We start from the raw sequence: 15,916 nt of genomic DNA on the forward strand, positions 1-15,916 counted from the left end.
CTCAGCCGTGCCAGGACTTCCACAGCTTGGCGTACGACCCCTGCCGCTCGACCAGCTCGTCATGGCTGCCGAGCTCAGTGATCTGGCCGTCCTCCACGACCGCGACCCGGTCGGCGTCGTGGGCGGTGTAGAGCCGGTGGGCGATCGCGATCACCGTGCGGCCTTCGAGTACTGCGGCCAGCGAGCGCTCCATGTGCCGGGCTGCACGCGGGTCGATCAGCGAGGTCGCCTCGTCCAGAACCAGCGTGTGCGGATCGGCCAGCACCAGCCGGGCCAGCGCCAACTGCTGCGCCTGTGCTGGCGTCAGTGCGAGCTGACCGGAACCCACACGGGTGTCGAGTCCGTCCGGCAACGCCTCGGCCCACTCACGTGCGTCGACCGCCGCAAGTGCGTCGTACAGCTCGGTGTCGGTCGCGGCGGGCCGTGCCATCGACAGGTTGTCGCGCAGCGTGCCAACGAAGACGTGGTGTTCCTGTGTCACCAGTGCGACCTGTCTGCGCAGCTCATCCAGCGGGAGCTCGGTCATCCCGACACCGCCGACCGTGACGGAGCCAGTGCGCGGCGGGTGGATCCCGGCGACCAGCCGGCCGAGCGTCGACTTCCCTGCGCCGGACGGACCGACCATGGCGATCCGCTCACCCGGCTGCACCGTCAGCTCGACACCGTGCAGCACGTCGCGACCATCAACGTACGAGAACCGCACGTCCTTCGCTTCGACCAGCTCGCCGTCCGGAGTACGACCAGACGCTGTCCGGTCGTCCGGTACGTCGTTGATCCCGAGCAGACGGGCGAACGCGGCCCCACCGGACTGCAGCTCGTCCACCCAGGACAGCAGGCGGTCGACGGGGTCGATCAGCTGGTTCACGTACAGCACGCCCGCGGTCACCGCGCCGAGCGTGACATGGCCGTTGATGTGCAGCCAGCCGCCGAACAGCAGGGTGCCGACGATCGGGATGAGATACCCGACCTCGACGGCCGGGAACCACACTGTGCGCAACCGCAGTGTGTACCGCTCGGCGTTGTACGAGCCCCGTACGTCGTCATCGCCGCGCCGCACGCGGTCGTCGTACCGCTGGAGGGCCTCGACCGTGCGGGCGCCCTCGACCGTCTCGGCCAGCGAGCTGGTCATCTGTGCGTACGCCGCGTTCTCGCGCAGGTAGCCGTCCTTGGCACGCCCCAGGTACCAGCGGGTGCTCAGCCAGAGCACCGGCACCATCGCGAGCAGTGGGACCAGCACCCAGACGCCGACGAGGATTGTCGCCGTCAGCGAGAACAGCACGGTGACGAACGCGATGATCGTCTCCGGTACGGCGAAGCGCACGGTCCGCGACAGTGTGTCGACGTCCCGCGAGGTGCGCGACAGCAGGTCGCCGGTACCGGCCCGCTCGACTGTGCCGATCGGCAGCGCCAGAGCGTTGTCGACGAAGTCCTCGCGGAGCTCGGCCAGCACCTGCTCGCCGAGCGCGAACGACCGGTAGCGGGCCCAACGGGTAAGCAGCGACTGCACGACCACGAACCCAGCGATCAGCCCGATGACCAGGTTGACCTTGCTCGCGGTTGTCCCGTTCTGCACGTTCTGGACCAGGTCACCGATAAGCCGCGGCGCAGCGAGCCCGGAGACCGCTGCCACCGCATGCAGGCCGAGTGCGATCAGCAATGCGCGCGGATGCTTGAGGGCGAGCTGGCGGGCATGCCGACGGATCTCGGCGCTGTCCGCCACTGGCAGGATCTGCCTCATCGTCGCACCCCTTCCGTCAGCTCTTGTTCTTCCTCAGTCTGCCGGGTGACTGTCCGGCGGTACTGCGGCTCGTGGGCCAGCAGGTCGCGATGCTTGCCTGCCGCAACCACCCGGCCGGCGGCGACGAAGATGACCTCATCGACCCGGTCCAGCAGCAGCGGGCTCGCAGTCAGTACGACGGTGCTGCGGCCGGCCCGGTGTTCGCGCAAGCGGTCGGCGATCCGCGCCTCGGTGTGCGCATCGACGGCCGAGGTCGGCTCAACCAGCACCAGCACGGCAGGGTCGGCCAACAGGGCGCGGACCAGCACCAGCCGCTGCCGCTGACCACCTGAGAACGACCTGCCCTTCTCCTCGACCTCGGAGTCGAGTCCGTCCGCCAGGGCGACCAGCACGTCCTCGGCCGAGGCAGTCCGGATCGCTGCGAGCAACTGCTCCTCGGTACGGCGGCCTGCCGGGTCCAGCTCGGTGCGTAGGGTGCCGGTGAACAGCTGGGAGCCGGCGTCGCTGACCAGGATCCGCTGCCGGACATCGGCGCGCGTCGCACTGGCCAGGGTCACTCCGCCGAAGCGGACCTCGCTGCCCTCGTCGTACCGGCCCAGGCGGTCGGCGAGCACGCCGTACACGTCTGGCTCGGCCGCGACGATCGCAGTCAGCAGACCGTCCCGCGCTCGGACACCGGAGACTGGGTCGACCAGGTCGCCCCGCACGGGGAGTTGCACGGCGTTGGCAGGGTCGGTGATCTCGGGGCGCAGCGAGACCACCCGGATCACCCGGGCGCCTGCGACCAGCCCACGCATCAGCTGGTTGACGAACTCGGTCACAGTTCTCAGTGGCAGCACCAGGAACGTCGCGTAGCCGTAGAACGCGACCAGCGAACCAGCGCTGAGGTCACCGCGCAGTGCGAAGTGGGCGCCGATGCCGACCACCAGCACGACGAAGGTGCCCGGCAGCAGCACCTGCGCCGCGTCCAGCACGGACTGGATCCGGGCCACTCGCACACCGGCATGGCGGACCTCTTGCGACTCACGCCGGTACCGCTGCGAGAAGGAGTCCTCGCCACCGATCCCGCGCAGCACCCGCAGCCCGGCCACGATGTCCGAACCCAACGAGTTCAACTCACCGACCGCCTCGCGCTGAGCGGACTGCCGCCGGTGCAACGGCCGCAGCATCGGGCCCAGACAGAACAACATCACCGGCACGCCGATCAGCACGACCAGGCCGAGCACGGTCGACGTCGAGAGCAGGATCGTCGCGACCACCGCGAACGCCACGATCGCACCGGCGAACCGGGCACTGACCTCCATCAAGGTCCCGATCGAGGCCAGGTCGCTCGCCCCTACGCTGACCACCTCGCCGGTCGCCAGGTGCTTGGGCAGCGTCGCACCGAGGTCGGCGGACTTCCGCGTGATCACCTGGACCGTCCGGTACGCCGCCATCAGCCAGTTCGTCACCGCGAACCGGTGCCGCATGATCCCGGCGAGCGCCTGCAGGACGCCGATCGCGCACAGCGCCGCGGTCCACTGCAGCAGCTTGTCGCCGTCCTTGGCCGCGACGCCCTCGTCGATCGCCTTGCCCAGGATCGCCGGGATGAACGCCTGGGACGCCATCCAGAGGATTCCGAACGACATCCCGCCCGCGAGCGTGCGAGCCTGCCCGCGGGCGACCCACAGCAGGTAGCGGGCCGGCGAGCGGTCGTCGGGGGTGCCGGGATCGGCAAGAGGGAGGTTTCGCATGATTCCTTCAGGCTAGGCGCGCCCACCGACAACCCGCATGCGAATTAATCGCGGATGGCAAGGCACCATCTAGGCCATGAAGCGAGGTTCGGGCTGGCTCGGCGCGTACGGCGTGATCGCGGTCATACACCTGGTCACGATCGCGGTCGGCGAGCCCTGGTCGGAGTCGATCACCAAGGTCCTGCTGATGCCGGTCCTGGCCGTTTGGGTGCGTCTGAGCGGTGGCCCGGTCACACTGCTCGTCGGACTGGTCTTCTCACTCGTCGGTGACTTCCTGCTGCAGATCGACCAGCTCGTGCCGGGTATGGCGGCGTTCGGCGTCGCACATGTCTGTTACGTGCTGCTGTTCAGCCGTCGAACGACACAGCGGTCGCTGGTCGTCGTCGCGGCCTACGGCGTGCTGTGGATCGGCGTACTGGCGCTGCTGTGGCCCGATCTGGGTGATGTGCGCGCCCCGGTCGCGGCGTACTCGCTGCTGCTGATCGCTACTGCTGTGACGAGCGCGTGGAACGGTTGGCGGTCCGGAGTGGGCGGTGCGGTGTTCCTGCTGTCCGATGCGCTCATTGGCGTGGAGTTGGCCGGGCATGACTTCGGTGCGCGGCCGTATCTCGTGATGGCGACCTACCTCGCGGCGCAATACCTACTGGCGAGCAGTCTGGTTGCGGTAGGTCAGCCGGCGGAGCAGGACCTCGAACGGGCCGCGTAGATCGCGACGGCGCATCTGGTCGGCCAGGAAGACAGTGAACGCCCAGGTGGCGACGGCGACGAGCACCGACTGCCACAGCTTCAGGGAACTGCCCAGGTCGAGCAGAAACGGCGCGAACAGGACAGTCCAGACGACGGACTGCGTGAGGTAGCAGGTCAGCGAGCGCTGGCCGGTCGCCTGGATCGCGGTGACGACGGGAGTACGTCGTACCCGAAGTGACCAGAGCGCGATCAGAGCGGCGTACGCCGGACCTCCAGCGAAGCCGGTCAGCGCATGCAGCCCGGCCACCGGGATGATGTTGGCGTCGGTGGCGGGCAGCAGGCCTGCTGTGTAGAGAGCGAGTGGGACACCGCCGAGGAACGACAGCGGTACGCCGATCGCCACCATCCGGCGCAGCGTCTGCTGGTGCTGTTCCGGGTGCTCGTACAGACCGCGCCGCGCGGCCCAGATGCCGAAGAGGAACGCACCGGCCGCCGTGACCGCCAGCACCGGGGCGCTGATCGAGATGGCGAAGGCCCGGCCGGCCATGCCCAGCAGTGGGTTGTGATCGATCGCCCAGGGGTACATCTCCGCGGCCGAGTCCGGTGGGTTCGGAGTGGACAGGAAGGCGAAGGCCCAGGACCCGAACAGCGTCATGACCGCTGCGGAGACCAGCAGCCGCGAATCACTCCAGCGGATCGCCGAGACCAGTACGAGCGCGATGAGACCGTAGGCGGTCAGGATGTCGCCGTAGTAGAGCAGCACTGCGTGCAGGAGGCCGAGCAGTATCAGCCAGAGTGCGCGGCGACGCAGTAGCTTGCGGGTGCTCTTCCACTCGCCGGTCTGGCGTCGGGCGATCTGCACCATGCCGTAGCCGAAGAGTGCAGCGAACATTGTGTACGAGCGTCCGTCGACCAGAGTGGTTTCCAGGAACGCCACGATCCGGTCCGGCAGCGCAGTGGGGATCGGCATCGCGCGGATGTCTCCGACACCGGGTGGGTGCAGGAAACCGTGGATGTTGGCCAGTGCGATGAACAGTAGGAGAAATCCGCGGGCCAGATCGGGCCCGAGAGCACGGTCCTTGACTGCAATCGGACCGGTCATGACTCAGAGCATAGGCCGTGGTTCGGTTCGGTGACCTTCACCTTGCGTTGGGCAACGAGTTCCCGGTCAGCCATGTGCGCCGCCTGTCCTGGACCCATGCTGGTGATCGCGCATCGGGGAGCGAGTGGCTACCGCCCGGAACACACGCCGGCGGCGTACCGCCTGGCTGCGGCCCAAGGGGCCGACTACCTGGAACCCGACCTGGTCGCCACGCTCGACGGCGTCCTGGTCTGCCGCCACGAGAACGAGATCTCCGGTACGACGGACGTCGCGGAGCACCCGGTCTTCGCGGACCGGCGGATCACCAAGATCGTCGACGGCGAGGCCGTGACCGGCTGGTTCGTCGAGGACTTCACGTACGCCGAGCTGCGGTTGCTGCGAGCCCGCGAGCGGATGCCTGCCCTCCGGTCGGCCAACACGGCCTACGACCGCACCGAGGGAGTGCCCACGTTCGACGACGTGGTCGCACTGGCCCGGCAGGAGTCGCTGCGGCTCGGGCGGACCATCGGCGTGATCCCCGAGATCAAACACCCGACGTACTTCCGGCGGCTGGGTCTGCCCCTGGAGGAGCTGCTGACCGAGCGCATCCTCGCTCTGGGGCTGCGCACCGACGAGATCATGATCCAGTCCTTCGAGCCGACCAGTCTGCGCCGGCTGGCCGTCATGACCCGGGTACCGCTGGTCCAGCTCGTCGACTCCGAGAGCTCGCCGTACGACTTCCTCCGGGTCGGAGACGGCCGCACCTTCACCGACCTGCTCGACCCGTCCGGCCTGCGCGAGATTTCGACGTACGCGCAGATCCTGGCCCCCCACAAGGACCTGGTCATCCCACGCACCCCCACCGGCGCACTGGGCGAGCCCACCCGCCTCGTCGACCAGGCGCACCGCGCCGGCCTCGGAGTCCAAGCCTGGACCTTCCGCGCCGAACGCCGCTTCCTCCCCACCAACACCGACTTCCGCACCGAACTGTCCCGCTTCGCCGCCCTGGGCCTTCAAGGCGTCTTCGCCGACCACCCCGACATCGCCGCAGCCACCCTCAAGGCCGCATCCCTGTCTGGCTAGAGCTCGGCCTTCACTTCTTTGAGCACCTGCTCGGACGCCGGTGCGAGCTCACGGTCGATGTTGCGTGCCTGATCGATCCCCATCACCACGCGCGCCGACGTTGCCGACCTGGTCCGGATGAGCTTCGTGCGCAGGTACGTCGGCGGATGGGTCGCGTCCGTGCGAGTCCCGTGCACCCGGCTCACTCGCAGCCGTCGCTCGATCTCCCGGGCAGGCACCTCGGTCACTGCGCGCCGTACCGCGTCCAGTGGAGCAAGCTCGCTCGGGAACCGCAGCGCTCGAACCATGGCGTCATACGAGGTATCAGCCAGCAGCGTGCGCTCCAACGCGTGCGCAGCGGCTTCAGAGCCGGCGACCTCACCTGCGCGACGATCTGCCAGGTATTCGTTGCGCTGACCGCTCCGCAACTCGAGGCGATTCAGTACGGCGCTCAGGCCGCGCACCACCGTGCCGACAGTCGCGTTGACCATGCGGCTGAACAGAGTCCCACCGCTGAGCTCCTCGGCACCCCATTCGCGGCGTGCCGCATCGAGTGGGCTCTCGCTGAAGGTCGCACCCAGTCCTTCCAGGACGCTGTGTGCGTTGCCGATCAGCCAGCCGCTTCGCAGGTCGCCGTGGCGGCCGTGGCCGAACTCGTGGGCCAAGATGGCGACTCGCTCCTGGGGCTGCAGCCCGATCCAGAGCGGCAGACCGATGCCGATGACCGGTCGGAAGCGCCAGCCGACCTGCGAGTACCAGATGTTGGCCTCGTCGGTGACTGCGACGGCCGTAGCCGGCCGGGCGCCGACGGCGGCGGCGACCTCGTCCAGTACGGCGAATAGAGCGGGCGCCTGCTCGCGGTGGACGAGCTGGTGGCCGTCGATGTGACCGGCCCGGGGCCGGAACACGAAGGCGATGGTCAGAGCGAGCAGCGCCAGGATGATGCTGAACCACAAGGGCCGGTAGAAGATCAGGAGCCCAATGCCGGTCAGGAACGCGATGAGCGGCAGCAGGAGGATCAGGACCGAGAGCAGGTTGGCGGTGATCCGCGCAGCGTCCCAGCTGGGGCGGTGGATCGCTCCGCGTTCGAGTTCGCGGTAGAGCGAGTCGACCAGCCGTTGCTCGACTCTGAGCCGCCAGGCAGGGGTCAGGTCGAGCAACGGCGTCGGATCGACGTTCCAGTCGCATTTCTCGCACTCTGCACAGGCAGAGTGTGACAGGACGAGGTCAGGCGGCCGGGGGCTTGGGGGCGTCGTCGTAGATGCGGGAGGCGATGTCGGCCTCGGGCGTCTGGGTCTGGTGGTTGTTGGTGTGCTGGGCGCTCTGCCAGACGGCCTTGCCGTCGGACTCCGGCATCACGATCCACGCGATGGCGTAGCCGAGGATGGCGGTGCCGCCGGTGATGATGGTGAGGCCGACGATGCCGAGGCGGACCAGGGTGACGTCGATGTTGAGGTACTCGGCGAGACCGCCGGAGACGCCGGACAGCATCCGCTGGGAGCTGGAGCGACGCAGGACCTTGCCGGACAGGTTCGAGAACGGTGCGTTGGAGTTCGTCATGGCTCTACTGTCCCGTTCTCGACCCCTCCGCCACATCAGGATCGGTACCGAGTGGCCCCTGACCTGACCCCGGGGACCCTGGTCGGACACCCTGACTACCGACCGGGGTGGTGGGGCGGGGAAGGAATCAAGTTCAGTGGAACCTCAGGGGCGGGCCAGGCTGTCTCTACGGTGAGGGAGGATGCCGAATGGATGACTTCACTGAATATGTGGCGGCGCGCTGGCAGGTGCTGGTGCGGTCCGCGGTGTTGCTGGGGTGTTCGCATCCAGAGGCCGAGGACCTGGTCCAGACGGTGCTGGAGCGGTGCCTGGTGAAGTGGAAGCGGGTCAGCGCGGTGGACGACCGGGACGCCTACGTGCACCGGATGCTGGTCAACAGCTTCCTCTCGGCGCGGAGACGCCGCTGGACCGGCGAGAAACCATCGGCTGCTCTGCCTGAGCACGCCGACCAGGACCGGACCGCAGGTGTCGACGACGCCGACCTGATGACGCGTGCCCTCGACCGGCTGCCGACTGATCAACGGACAGCCGTTGTACTGCGCTACTACGCACACCTGACCGAACAGCAGATGGCCTCCGTGCTCGGCGTCGCCGCCGGCACCGTGAAGAGCCGTCTCTCCAGGGCCGTCAAAGCACTGGCCCAGGACCCGAATCTGGCAGAACTGCGAGAGATCCTATGAACGAATCGAAACTGTCCGAGCTCCTCGAACAAGCCGGTGAGCGGACCGCCGTCAACCCGCCCCCGATCGACGCCATGCGCTCCGGTGCCACCCGCCGCCGACGCCGCCGTACCGCAGTCTGGTCCGCAGCCGGTACGGCGGTCGCCGTGGCGGCCGTGATCGGCGGATCGACCGCACTGACGAACAACGGTGCCAGTCCGCTCGAGCAGCCACCAGTGGCCGGTCGGACGCCGACCGCGACTGTTCCGGACGACGTACGGCTGGTTGGCGTGGGTCATACCGCAGTCGCAGTGCCGAAGGACTGGGCGACGAACCAGCTGAGGTGCGGTACGCCGACGAAGAACACCGTCATCGTGGACCCGGGTCCGCAGGGCTACTGCTTCTTGCAGCAGGCAGCCGGCATCGTGAGCGTGCAGATCGGGAGCAAGCCCGCAGTCGAGTTCAAGGCTGACGAGACCTTCCAGCTGAACGGCGTCGAAGCCCAACGGCAGCGGACTGTCTGCACCGCATCGGACGCCGATCGTCCGACGACGTGCGCCGGGGCCGTGCTGATCCCCTCGCGGAACGTCTGGGTTCGGGCGGTGTCCTCGGCCGATGCCGAAGCGGTCGGCAAGGCCCTCGAGCAGATCTGGTTCATTCAGGACGCGACTGGCGTACCAGGCTTCCAGTCGCTCGATCTGGACACCTCGAAGGCGGACTACGCGCAGGAGCTCGGAAAGGTCGGTCTTCAGGCGGAGTTCGCGACCAAGCAGGAGCCCGGCGTACCCAAGGGTTCCGTGATCGCAGTGTCGCCCCGGCCCGGGACCATGGTGCCGAACGGGTCGACCGTGACCGTGACGCTCGCCGGCTGAGAACTGTCGGTGCCGCCGCCTAGCGTTGCCGGCATGGATGCGCAGGTGGTGCAGAAGCTGGTGCAGGGGCTGCCCGGAGCCGAGGAACACGAGGGCTGGGCCGGGCAGCCCGCGTTCAAGGTGCGCAAGAAAGGTTTCGCGTACCTGTCCGAGGACGAGACCCGGCTGATCGTGAAGGCCTTCCGCGAAGAGCAGGAGGCCCTCATCGCAGAAAGCCCCGACGTCTACGCCCCGTCCTGGGAGAGCGGCCGCTTCGCCTGGCTGGACGTGACCCTGGCCGTCGCCGACGAGGACGAGGTCGGCGAGCTCCTCACCGAGGCCTGGCGCCTGACCGCCCCGAAATACCTGATCGCCCAGCTCGACAACTGAATAAGCTGCCCGGATGGATGGAGCCCTCACGCCGGCCGAGCTGGAGCGGGCGTTTGCCGAGCGACTCGCACAGCTCACGCCACCCAACCCTCCGAACCGGGCGCCAGGTGTCCAACCGCGCGCGGTCGTGCTCGGCGGCCAGCCGGCAGCGGGCAAGTCGACGATGTCACGGCTGGTCCACGCAGCGCTGGGCGCCGACCGCGTGGTGCGGTACGAGGCGGACGACAGCCTGCGGGTGCATCCGCGGTACGACGTCCTCCGGCACCAGTACGGGATCCAGGGACTCGAGATGGTGGCCGACGCTCTGGAGAACGGGCCGAACGCCCGCCTGCACGAGGTCATCCTGGCGCACGTCTGTGCAGGGGACCCGCGGTACGACCTCGTGGCGAGCCATCCGCTCGCCCGACAGCAGTGGGCGCGCCGGTGGGCAGGCGACCTGCGGGACCTGGGCTACCGCTGCAGCTTCGTCTACCTGGTCGTCAACCACGCGGACAGCGCGTTGTCACTGGCAGAGCGCCATCAGACAGCTCTGGATACCGGGGGAGACGGTGGCTGGTTCGACCCTGAGCTGCACGACGAGTTCTACGACGAGCTGCCCGACACCGCTCAGGCTCTGGAGACAGAGGGCCTGATCGACGACATCTACCTCGTCGACCGCGGCGGTTCGGTGCGGTACGAGAACCGCCGTACCGCCAGCGGCACCTGGGAGCGTCCACCTCGCGTAAAGGACGCCATCCTCGAAGAGCGTGCCCAGCCGCCCACTCCGGCAGCGCACGACTACCTGCTGCGGACGGCGGACCGGCTCCTTCAGCGCGACGACCTGGCGCCCAAGGTGCGCGAGACCGTGGAGCGCGCCGTACGGCGGGAGGCCGAGCGGCCGGAACCGCAGCCTGTCGACCGGGCTCAGGACATCGACGTCCGCCTGCGGTAGCTGGAGGGGGAGGTGCCTAGCTCGCGGCGGAAGGCTTCGCGTAGTGAGGTGGCGCTGCCGAAGCCGCTGGCGGCGGCGATGCGGTCGACTGTCCAGTCGGAGGTCTCGAGGAGGCGGCGGGCGCCCAGCAGGCGCTGGTGGACGACCCAGCGCATCGGCGGCATGCCTGTCTCGCCCTCGAAGCGGCGGATGAAGGTACGGCGGGACAGCGCGGCCCTGGTGGCCAGTCGGTCGACGGTGATCGGCTCAGCCAGGTGGTCTTGGACCCAGGCGCGCACCGGTCCCAGATCCGACCGCACTGGCGTGAGCACGTCGGCGTACTGGCGGTGTTCTCCGCCTCGCTCGGGGGCCGCGAGGACCCATTTGCCGACCTCGTGGGCGGCCGCCGCGCCGTAGTCGGCGCGGATGACGTGCAGACCGGCGTCGATACCGGCGCCCCCGCCGCCAGAGGTCAGTACCTTGCCATCTTCGACGTACAGCCTGTTCTCGAGCACGGTGACCTGTGGGTGCAGGCTGCGCAGCTGGTCGGTGTAGTGCCAGTGCGTGGTGGCCTCACGGCCGTCCAGTACGCCGGCCGCGGCCAGCGCGAAGGTGCCGGTACAGATCCCGAGCAGCCGGGCCGGAGTGTCACGCAGCAACTCCAAATACGGCGCCGGCGGCGGCAGCTCAGGCTCGTCGAAACCCGGTACGACGATGATGTCCGCGCCGGCCGCGGTCGCGGGGTCGCTGTCCTCGATCACCCGGTAGCCGTCGTGGCGGCCGAAGACGTGTGCCGCGATCCCGAGGTCGAGCGAGATCGCCCGCGGGAGTTTCAGCAACGCCACGACCAGTTCAGGCAAGAGCACTCCTCCGCAGGCACGAATCCGGCGGTTCCTGGCACTGCGGCCGATCGCCGCGGCCGGGCCGCCCTCCCTAGGTTAGTTGAAAATCAATCTTTCTAAAGGGAGTGCACCAGTGATCGAGAACTTCGGCCTGCCGTGGGAGCAGGACTACGGCTACGTCCAGGCGATCCGGTCGGGCGACACCATCTACCTGTCCGGCCAGGTCGGCAACCGCGGTTCCGAGATCCTCGAGGGCATCGAGGCACAGATGCGGCAGGCTTACGCCAATGCCGAGGAGCTCCTCCAGCGGTACGGCGCCTCGCTGGCGAACGTGGTCGAGGAGACGCTCTACGTCCGCGACATGGACGAGGCGTTCCCGTACGCCGGTCCGGTCCGCAAGGCGGCGTACGGGCGCCCTGATCCGCAGGTGGCCAGCACCATCGTCGGGACCACCCGGCTGGCGTTTCCGGAGCTCCTGATCGAGATCGCCTTCACCGCGCGGGTCTGAGCTGGCTTGCACTCGTTTGGGGCGAGTGCTAATACTTGGTTAGCACTCCATGGGTGAGAGTGATAAGGCTCGTGCCCACGGAGTGAAGAACTGAGACGGCCCAGATGAGGTGCCGGGAGCGGGGCGGGACATGAGCGCCACGACTTCGGTGCCGTCCGTCGCGGGCATCTGGCCGGCTGAACCACCAAAGTCTCGACGCGGGAGGACTCGCGGAGAATGCCCAAGCTGATTTCGTTCAATGAAGAGGCGCGCCGCGGCCTGGAGCGGGGTATGAACACCCTCGCCGACGCGGTCAAGGTGACGCTCGGCCCGAAGGGCCGCAACGTCGTCCTGGAGAAGAAGTGGGGCGCCCCCACGATCACCAACGACGGTGTCTCGATCGCCAAGGAGATCGAGCTCGAGGACCCGTACGAGAAGATCGGGGCCGAGCTCGTCAAGGAGGTCGCGAAGAAGACCGACGACGTCGCGGGTGACGGCACCACCACCGCCACCGTGCTGGCCCAGGCGCTCGTGCGCGAGGGTCTGCGCAACGTGGCCGCCGGCGCCAACCCGATGGGCCTGAAGAAGGGGATCGAGAAGGCGACCGAGGCCATCAGCGAGCAGCTGCTGGCACTGGCCAAGCCGGTCGAGACCCGTGAGCAGATCGCGGCGACGGCGTCCATCTCGGCCGCCGACACCCAGGTCGGCTCGATCATCGCCGAGGCGATGGACAAGGTCGGCAAGGAAGGCGTCATCACCGTCGAGGAGAGCAACACCTTCGGCCTCGAGCTCGAGCTCACCGAGGGTATGCGCTTCGACAAGGGCTACATCTCGCCCTACTTCGTGACCGACACCGAGCGGATGGAAGCGGTCCTCGACGACCCGTACATCCTGATCGTGAACAGCAAGATCTCGAGCATCAAGGACCTGGTCCCGGTGCTGGAGAAGGTCATGCAGACCGGCAAGCCGCTGGCCATCATCGCCGAGGACATCGAGGGTGAGGCGCTGGCGACCCTGGTCGTCAACAAGATCAAGGGCACCTTCAAGGCCGTCGCCGTCAAGGCGCCGGGCTTCGGTGACCGCCGCAAGGCCATGCTGGTCGACATCGCGGTGCTGACCGGCGGTGAGGTCATCTCCGAGGAGGTCGGCCTCAAGCTCGACACCGTCGACCTGGAGCTGCTCGGCCAGGCCCGCAAGATCGTCGTCACCAAGGACGAGACGACCATCGTCGAGGGCGAGGGTGACGCGGACCAGATCGGTGGCCGGGTCAACCAGATCCGCGCCGAGATCGAGAAGTCCGACTCCGACTACGACCGCGAGAAGCTGCAGGAGCGCCTGGCCAAGCTGGCCGGCGGGGTTGCGGTCATCAAGGTCGGCGCGGCCACCGAGGTCGAGCTGAAGGAGCGCAAGCACCGCATCGAGGACGCCGTTCGCAACGCGAAGGCGGCCGTCGAGGAGGGCATCGTCGCCGGTGGCGGCGTCGCGCTGCTGCAGGCGTCGGTCGTCGCGTTCGAGAAGCTGGAGCTCGAGGGTGACGAGGCCACCGGTGCCGCGATCGTGCGGTCCGCGGTCGAGGCCCCGCTGAAGCAGATCTCGGTGAACGCCGGCCTCGAGGGCGGCGTCGTGGTGGAGAAGGTTCGCAACCTCGAGCCGGGTCACGGTCTGAACGCCGCGACCGGTGAGTACGTCGACCTGATCGCCAGCGGCATCATCGACCCGGCCAAGGTGACGCGCTCGGCGCTGCAGAACGCAGCCTCGATCGCGGCCCTGTTCCTCACCACCGAGGCCGTCATCGCCGACAAGCCGGAGAAGGCTGCGGCCGCTCCGGGTGGCGCGCCCGACATGGGCGGCATGGACTTCTGATCCACTGAAGTTCAGCAGGACAAAGAGCGGTCCCGGGTTTCGGCCCGGGACCGCTTCTGCATTTAGGTCACCTTGCAGAACGACGCGTAGTGGTCGGCGGTGTAGTAGACGTATGCCGGGTTGGTGACCGGCGAGCCGCCACCGATCAGGCGGCGCGCGCCGCGGTCGGGGGAGCCGGGCGTCTTGACGGTGTACTCGCGGTAGTAGCCGCTGGACTGGCTCGGCAGGATGCCTTCCCGGTTCTGGAAGACGGTCCCGTCCTGGCGGTAGGGGAACGGGCCGCCGGAGTGGATCAGGTCGAGGGTGTCCGAGGCCTGCGACGGCAGCGAACTCAACGCGCAGGTCGGGATGGCGGCGTGCGCCGTGGTGGGGGCGACTGTGGTCGCGACGGTGAGGGCGAGGGCGGTGATGAGGGTTCTCATGGCTGGGAGGCTGCCCGGCCCGGGAAACGCTCGCACATCCCAGGTATGAATAACAGTTGGACTATGACCTCGGTCGGCCCTAGAGTTCTGCCCGGCGAGAAGATGCCTCGAGCGGAAGGAGCGACCGATGATCACCTTGTTCGGTATTCCGGCGCGACCTGCCCGCGATCACAGCTCGCACTGAGCGGAGCGGCGCGCCTCCTGCTGGAGGAACTGTGAGTATTCGCAACACCGTCGAGGCTGACCTCGACACCATCCGTACCCTGATCGAGCAGCAGCCGACGGTCAACACCGTCACGCTCGAGCGCTTCAACGAGTACCTCGAGATCGGCCACTACCGGCACGACTGGAGCTGGGTCGTCGAGGAGGACGGTGCCATCCAGGCCGTGGCCATCTGGTGGGGCGGCATCGACGACACGTACCCGTACAGCATCGACGGCCTGTACTACGCGGGTGACGGCGACCCGGTTCCGGTGTGGACCGAGTTGATCAAGCACGGCATGCAGAGCCGGCCGTCCGACGCCGAGCCGCCGGAGTACCACTTCTTCCTCGACGGCGATTGGGAGTCCGACGCCAGCGTGGTGGCAGCGCTCGAACCACGGCAGAAGGCTGGTACGGCGGCCGGTTGGACCGCGGTCACCGATCGACTGCGCTACGAGTGGCTGGCGGAGAGCGGGCTGCCGCCGCGGTCGACCCGGCTGCGGTTCGAGCGGGCCGACGACGAGGCCTTCGTCGACATGTTCATGCGCGTGAGCGCCGGCAGCCTGGATGCGGCGACCGCTCGCGATATCGCCCGGCTCGGCGCCGAAGCGGCCGCCCGTGAGGAGGTCGAGCTGTACCAGACCATGCTCGTAGGCGATCGCGACTGGTGGCGGTTCGGGTACGACGCCGAAGGCAAACTGATCGGGTTCGCGATCCCGTCGAAGAACAACGGCGGACCGGTCGTCGGCTACCTCGGCGTCCTGCCCGAGCATCGCGGCAACGGATACATCGACGACCTGCTCGCCGAGATCACCCACCTGCTGGCCGAGACCGGGGCCGAGCAGATCCGCGCCGACACCGATTTCGGCAACGTGCCGATGGCGAAGGCGTTCGAACGCGGCGGCTACCGAAACTTCGCCGTACGCCGGGTTCTGTCCTTCCCGGAGGCGTGAGCCAGCCCTATGCTCCCTGACATGTCAGGGAGTTTCCGGTGCGAGATCTCGCACTGATCGTGCATGTGGGGGCCGGGGTCCTGGCAGTACTGCTCGGGATCCCGGCCATCGTGGTGACGCTGCGCCGACGCCGGCTGAACTGGGTCGGCGAGATCTACCACTGGGTGATCGCGGTGACGTGCCTGAGTGCGTTGGTGATGGTCCCGTACGACTGGAAGCGGCTGTGGTTCTTCTGGCCGGTCGCTCTGGCCACCTACCTGTTCGTCTACCTCGGCCAACGGGCTGCCGAGGCGCCAGGCGGCCTCTGGTACCGCGGAGTGCTGCGCGGGTACGGCGGTGCCTGGATCGCCTTGTGGACGGGCATTCTGATCACCACAGTCCCCGACCAGTCGTGGACCTGGCTGCTACCGGTCGTGCTGGGGACCGTGGTGATCGAGTGGTTGTGCTTCCGGATGCGAGACCTCGCCGCCAGTTGAC

The 15,916-nt window shown here is 68.2% G+C and carries 17 protein-coding genes; 10 read left to right on the forward strand and 7 right to left on the reverse strand.

Features of this window, described 5'->3' with window-relative positions; genetic code table 11:
- Position 1: 1 nt before the first annotated feature.
- Positions 2-1,738 carry an ABC transporter ATP-binding protein gene (locus tag ABD231_RS02905; protein ID WP_344144830.1) on the reverse strand — a complete coding sequence of 579 codons (1,737 nt, stop codon included), beginning with the start codon at positions 1,736-1,738 and terminating at the stop codon, positions 2-4.
- A complete protein-coding gene (locus tag ABD231_RS02910; RefSeq protein WP_344144832.1) occupies positions 1,735-3,471 on the reverse strand; it encodes an ABC transporter ATP-binding protein in 1,737 nt (578 codons plus the stop codon). Before ABD231_RS02910 ends, ABD231_RS02905 begins: the two co-directional genes overlap by 4 nt.
- Positions 3,472-3,547: 76 nt before the next feature.
- On the opposite strand from ABD231_RS02910, the gene ABD231_RS02915 reads away from it, so the two are divergent.
- Positions 3,548-4,177, forward strand: coding sequence for a lysoplasmalogenase (locus ABD231_RS02915; protein WP_344144834.1), 630 nt, complete (start codon positions 3,548-3,550; stop codon positions 4,175-4,177).
- Here the strand turns inward: ABD231_RS02915 and ABD231_RS02920 are convergent.
- Entirely contained in the window at positions 4,112-5,260 is a 1,149-nt protein-coding gene (locus tag ABD231_RS02920) for a DUF418 domain-containing protein (RefSeq protein ID WP_344144836.1), read from the reverse strand. The genes ABD231_RS02915 and ABD231_RS02920 overlap by 66 nt on opposite strands.
- Before the next feature lie 96 nt (positions 5,261-5,356).
- On the opposite strand from ABD231_RS02920, the gene ABD231_RS02925 reads away from it, so the two are divergent.
- Positions 5,357-6,322 carry a glycerophosphodiester phosphodiesterase family protein gene (locus ABD231_RS02925; protein ID WP_344144838.1) on the forward strand — a complete coding sequence of 322 codons (966 nt, stop codon included), beginning with the start codon at positions 5,357-5,359 and terminating at the stop codon, positions 6,320-6,322.
- On the opposite strand, the gene ABD231_RS02930 is transcribed toward ABD231_RS02925, so the two are convergent.
- Complete coding sequence (locus ABD231_RS02930; RefSeq protein ID WP_344144840.1) at positions 6,319-7,461, reverse strand: M48 family metallopeptidase; 1,143 nt, start codon at positions 7,459-7,461, stop codon at positions 6,319-6,321. The genes ABD231_RS02925 and ABD231_RS02930 overlap by 4 nt on opposite strands.
- Before the next feature lie 67 nt (positions 7,462-7,528).
- Positions 7,529-7,861 (reverse strand): PspC domain-containing protein, encoded by a 333-nt coding sequence (locus ABD231_RS02935; RefSeq protein ID WP_344144842.1) that lies wholly within the window; start codon positions 7,859-7,861, stop codon positions 7,529-7,531.
- Positions 7,862-8,049: 188 nt separating this feature from the next.
- On the opposite strand from ABD231_RS02935, the gene ABD231_RS02940 reads away from it, so the two are divergent.
- From ABD231_RS02940 to ABD231_RS02955, 4 genes are read left to right on the forward strand one after another with little or no spacing between them, the layout of a single operon-like run.
- Positions 8,050-8,541, forward strand: a complete 492-nt coding sequence (locus ABD231_RS02940; RefSeq protein ID WP_344144844.1) for a SigE family RNA polymerase sigma factor — start codon at positions 8,050-8,052, stop codon at positions 8,539-8,541.
- Entirely contained in the window at positions 8,538-9,392 is an 855-nt protein-coding gene (locus tag ABD231_RS02945; RefSeq protein ID WP_344144846.1) for a PASTA domain-containing protein, read from the forward strand. Before ABD231_RS02940 ends, ABD231_RS02945 begins: the two co-directional genes overlap by 4 nt.
- Positions 9,393-9,425: 33 nt before the next feature.
- Positions 9,426-9,761, forward strand: coding sequence for an MmcQ/YjbR family DNA-binding protein (locus tag ABD231_RS02950; protein ID WP_344144847.1), 336 nt, complete (start codon positions 9,426-9,428; stop codon positions 9,759-9,761).
- Between the two features lie 13 nt (positions 9,762-9,774).
- Entirely contained in the window at positions 9,775-10,692 is a 918-nt protein-coding gene (locus tag ABD231_RS02955; RefSeq protein ID WP_344144848.1) for a zeta toxin family protein, read from the forward strand.
- Here ABD231_RS02955 and ABD231_RS02960 read toward each other — a convergent pair.
- The gene (locus tag ABD231_RS02960; RefSeq protein ID WP_344144850.1) at positions 10,665-11,531 is read right to left on the reverse strand and encodes a GlxA family transcriptional regulator; all 867 of its coding nucleotides are present in this window, start codon (positions 11,529-11,531) and stop codon (positions 10,665-10,667) included. The two genes, ABD231_RS02955 and ABD231_RS02960, sit on opposite strands and share 28 nt — an antisense overlap.
- 115 nt (positions 11,532-11,646) lie before the next feature.
- On the opposite strand from ABD231_RS02960, the gene ABD231_RS02965 reads away from it, so the two are divergent.
- Positions 11,647-12,021, forward strand: a complete 375-nt coding sequence (locus ABD231_RS02965; RefSeq protein ID WP_344144852.1) for a Rid family hydrolase — start codon at positions 11,647-11,649, stop codon at positions 12,019-12,021.
- A 216-nt stretch (positions 12,022-12,237) separates the two neighbouring features.
- Entirely contained in the window at positions 12,238-13,863 is a 1,626-nt protein-coding gene (groL, locus tag ABD231_RS02970; RefSeq protein ID WP_344144854.1) for a chaperonin GroEL, read from the forward strand.
- Between the two features lie 62 nt (positions 13,864-13,925).
- On the opposite strand, the gene ABD231_RS02975 is transcribed toward groL, so the two are convergent.
- Positions 13,926-14,285 (reverse strand): guanyl-specific ribonuclease, encoded by a 360-nt coding sequence (locus ABD231_RS02975; protein ID WP_344144856.1) that lies wholly within the window; start codon positions 14,283-14,285, stop codon positions 13,926-13,928.
- Positions 14,286-14,500: 215 nt separating this feature from the next.
- Here ABD231_RS02975 and ABD231_RS02980 point away from each other — a divergent pair, with 215 nt between their 5' ends.
- Positions 14,501-15,439 (forward strand): GNAT family N-acetyltransferase, encoded by a 939-nt coding sequence (locus ABD231_RS02980; RefSeq protein WP_344144858.1) that lies wholly within the window; start codon positions 14,501-14,503, stop codon positions 15,437-15,439.
- A gap of 38 nt (positions 15,440-15,477) precedes the next feature.
- Entirely contained in the window at positions 15,478-15,915 is a 438-nt protein-coding gene (locus ABD231_RS02985; protein WP_344144860.1) for a hypothetical protein, read from the forward strand.
- Position 15,916 lies beyond the last annotated feature (1 nt).

The organism is Kribbella yunnanensis (assembly GCF_039529655.1).
In the GTDB taxonomy this organism is placed as follows: domain Bacteria; phylum Actinomycetota; class Actinomycetes; order Propionibacteriales; family Kribbellaceae; genus Kribbella; species Kribbella yunnanensis.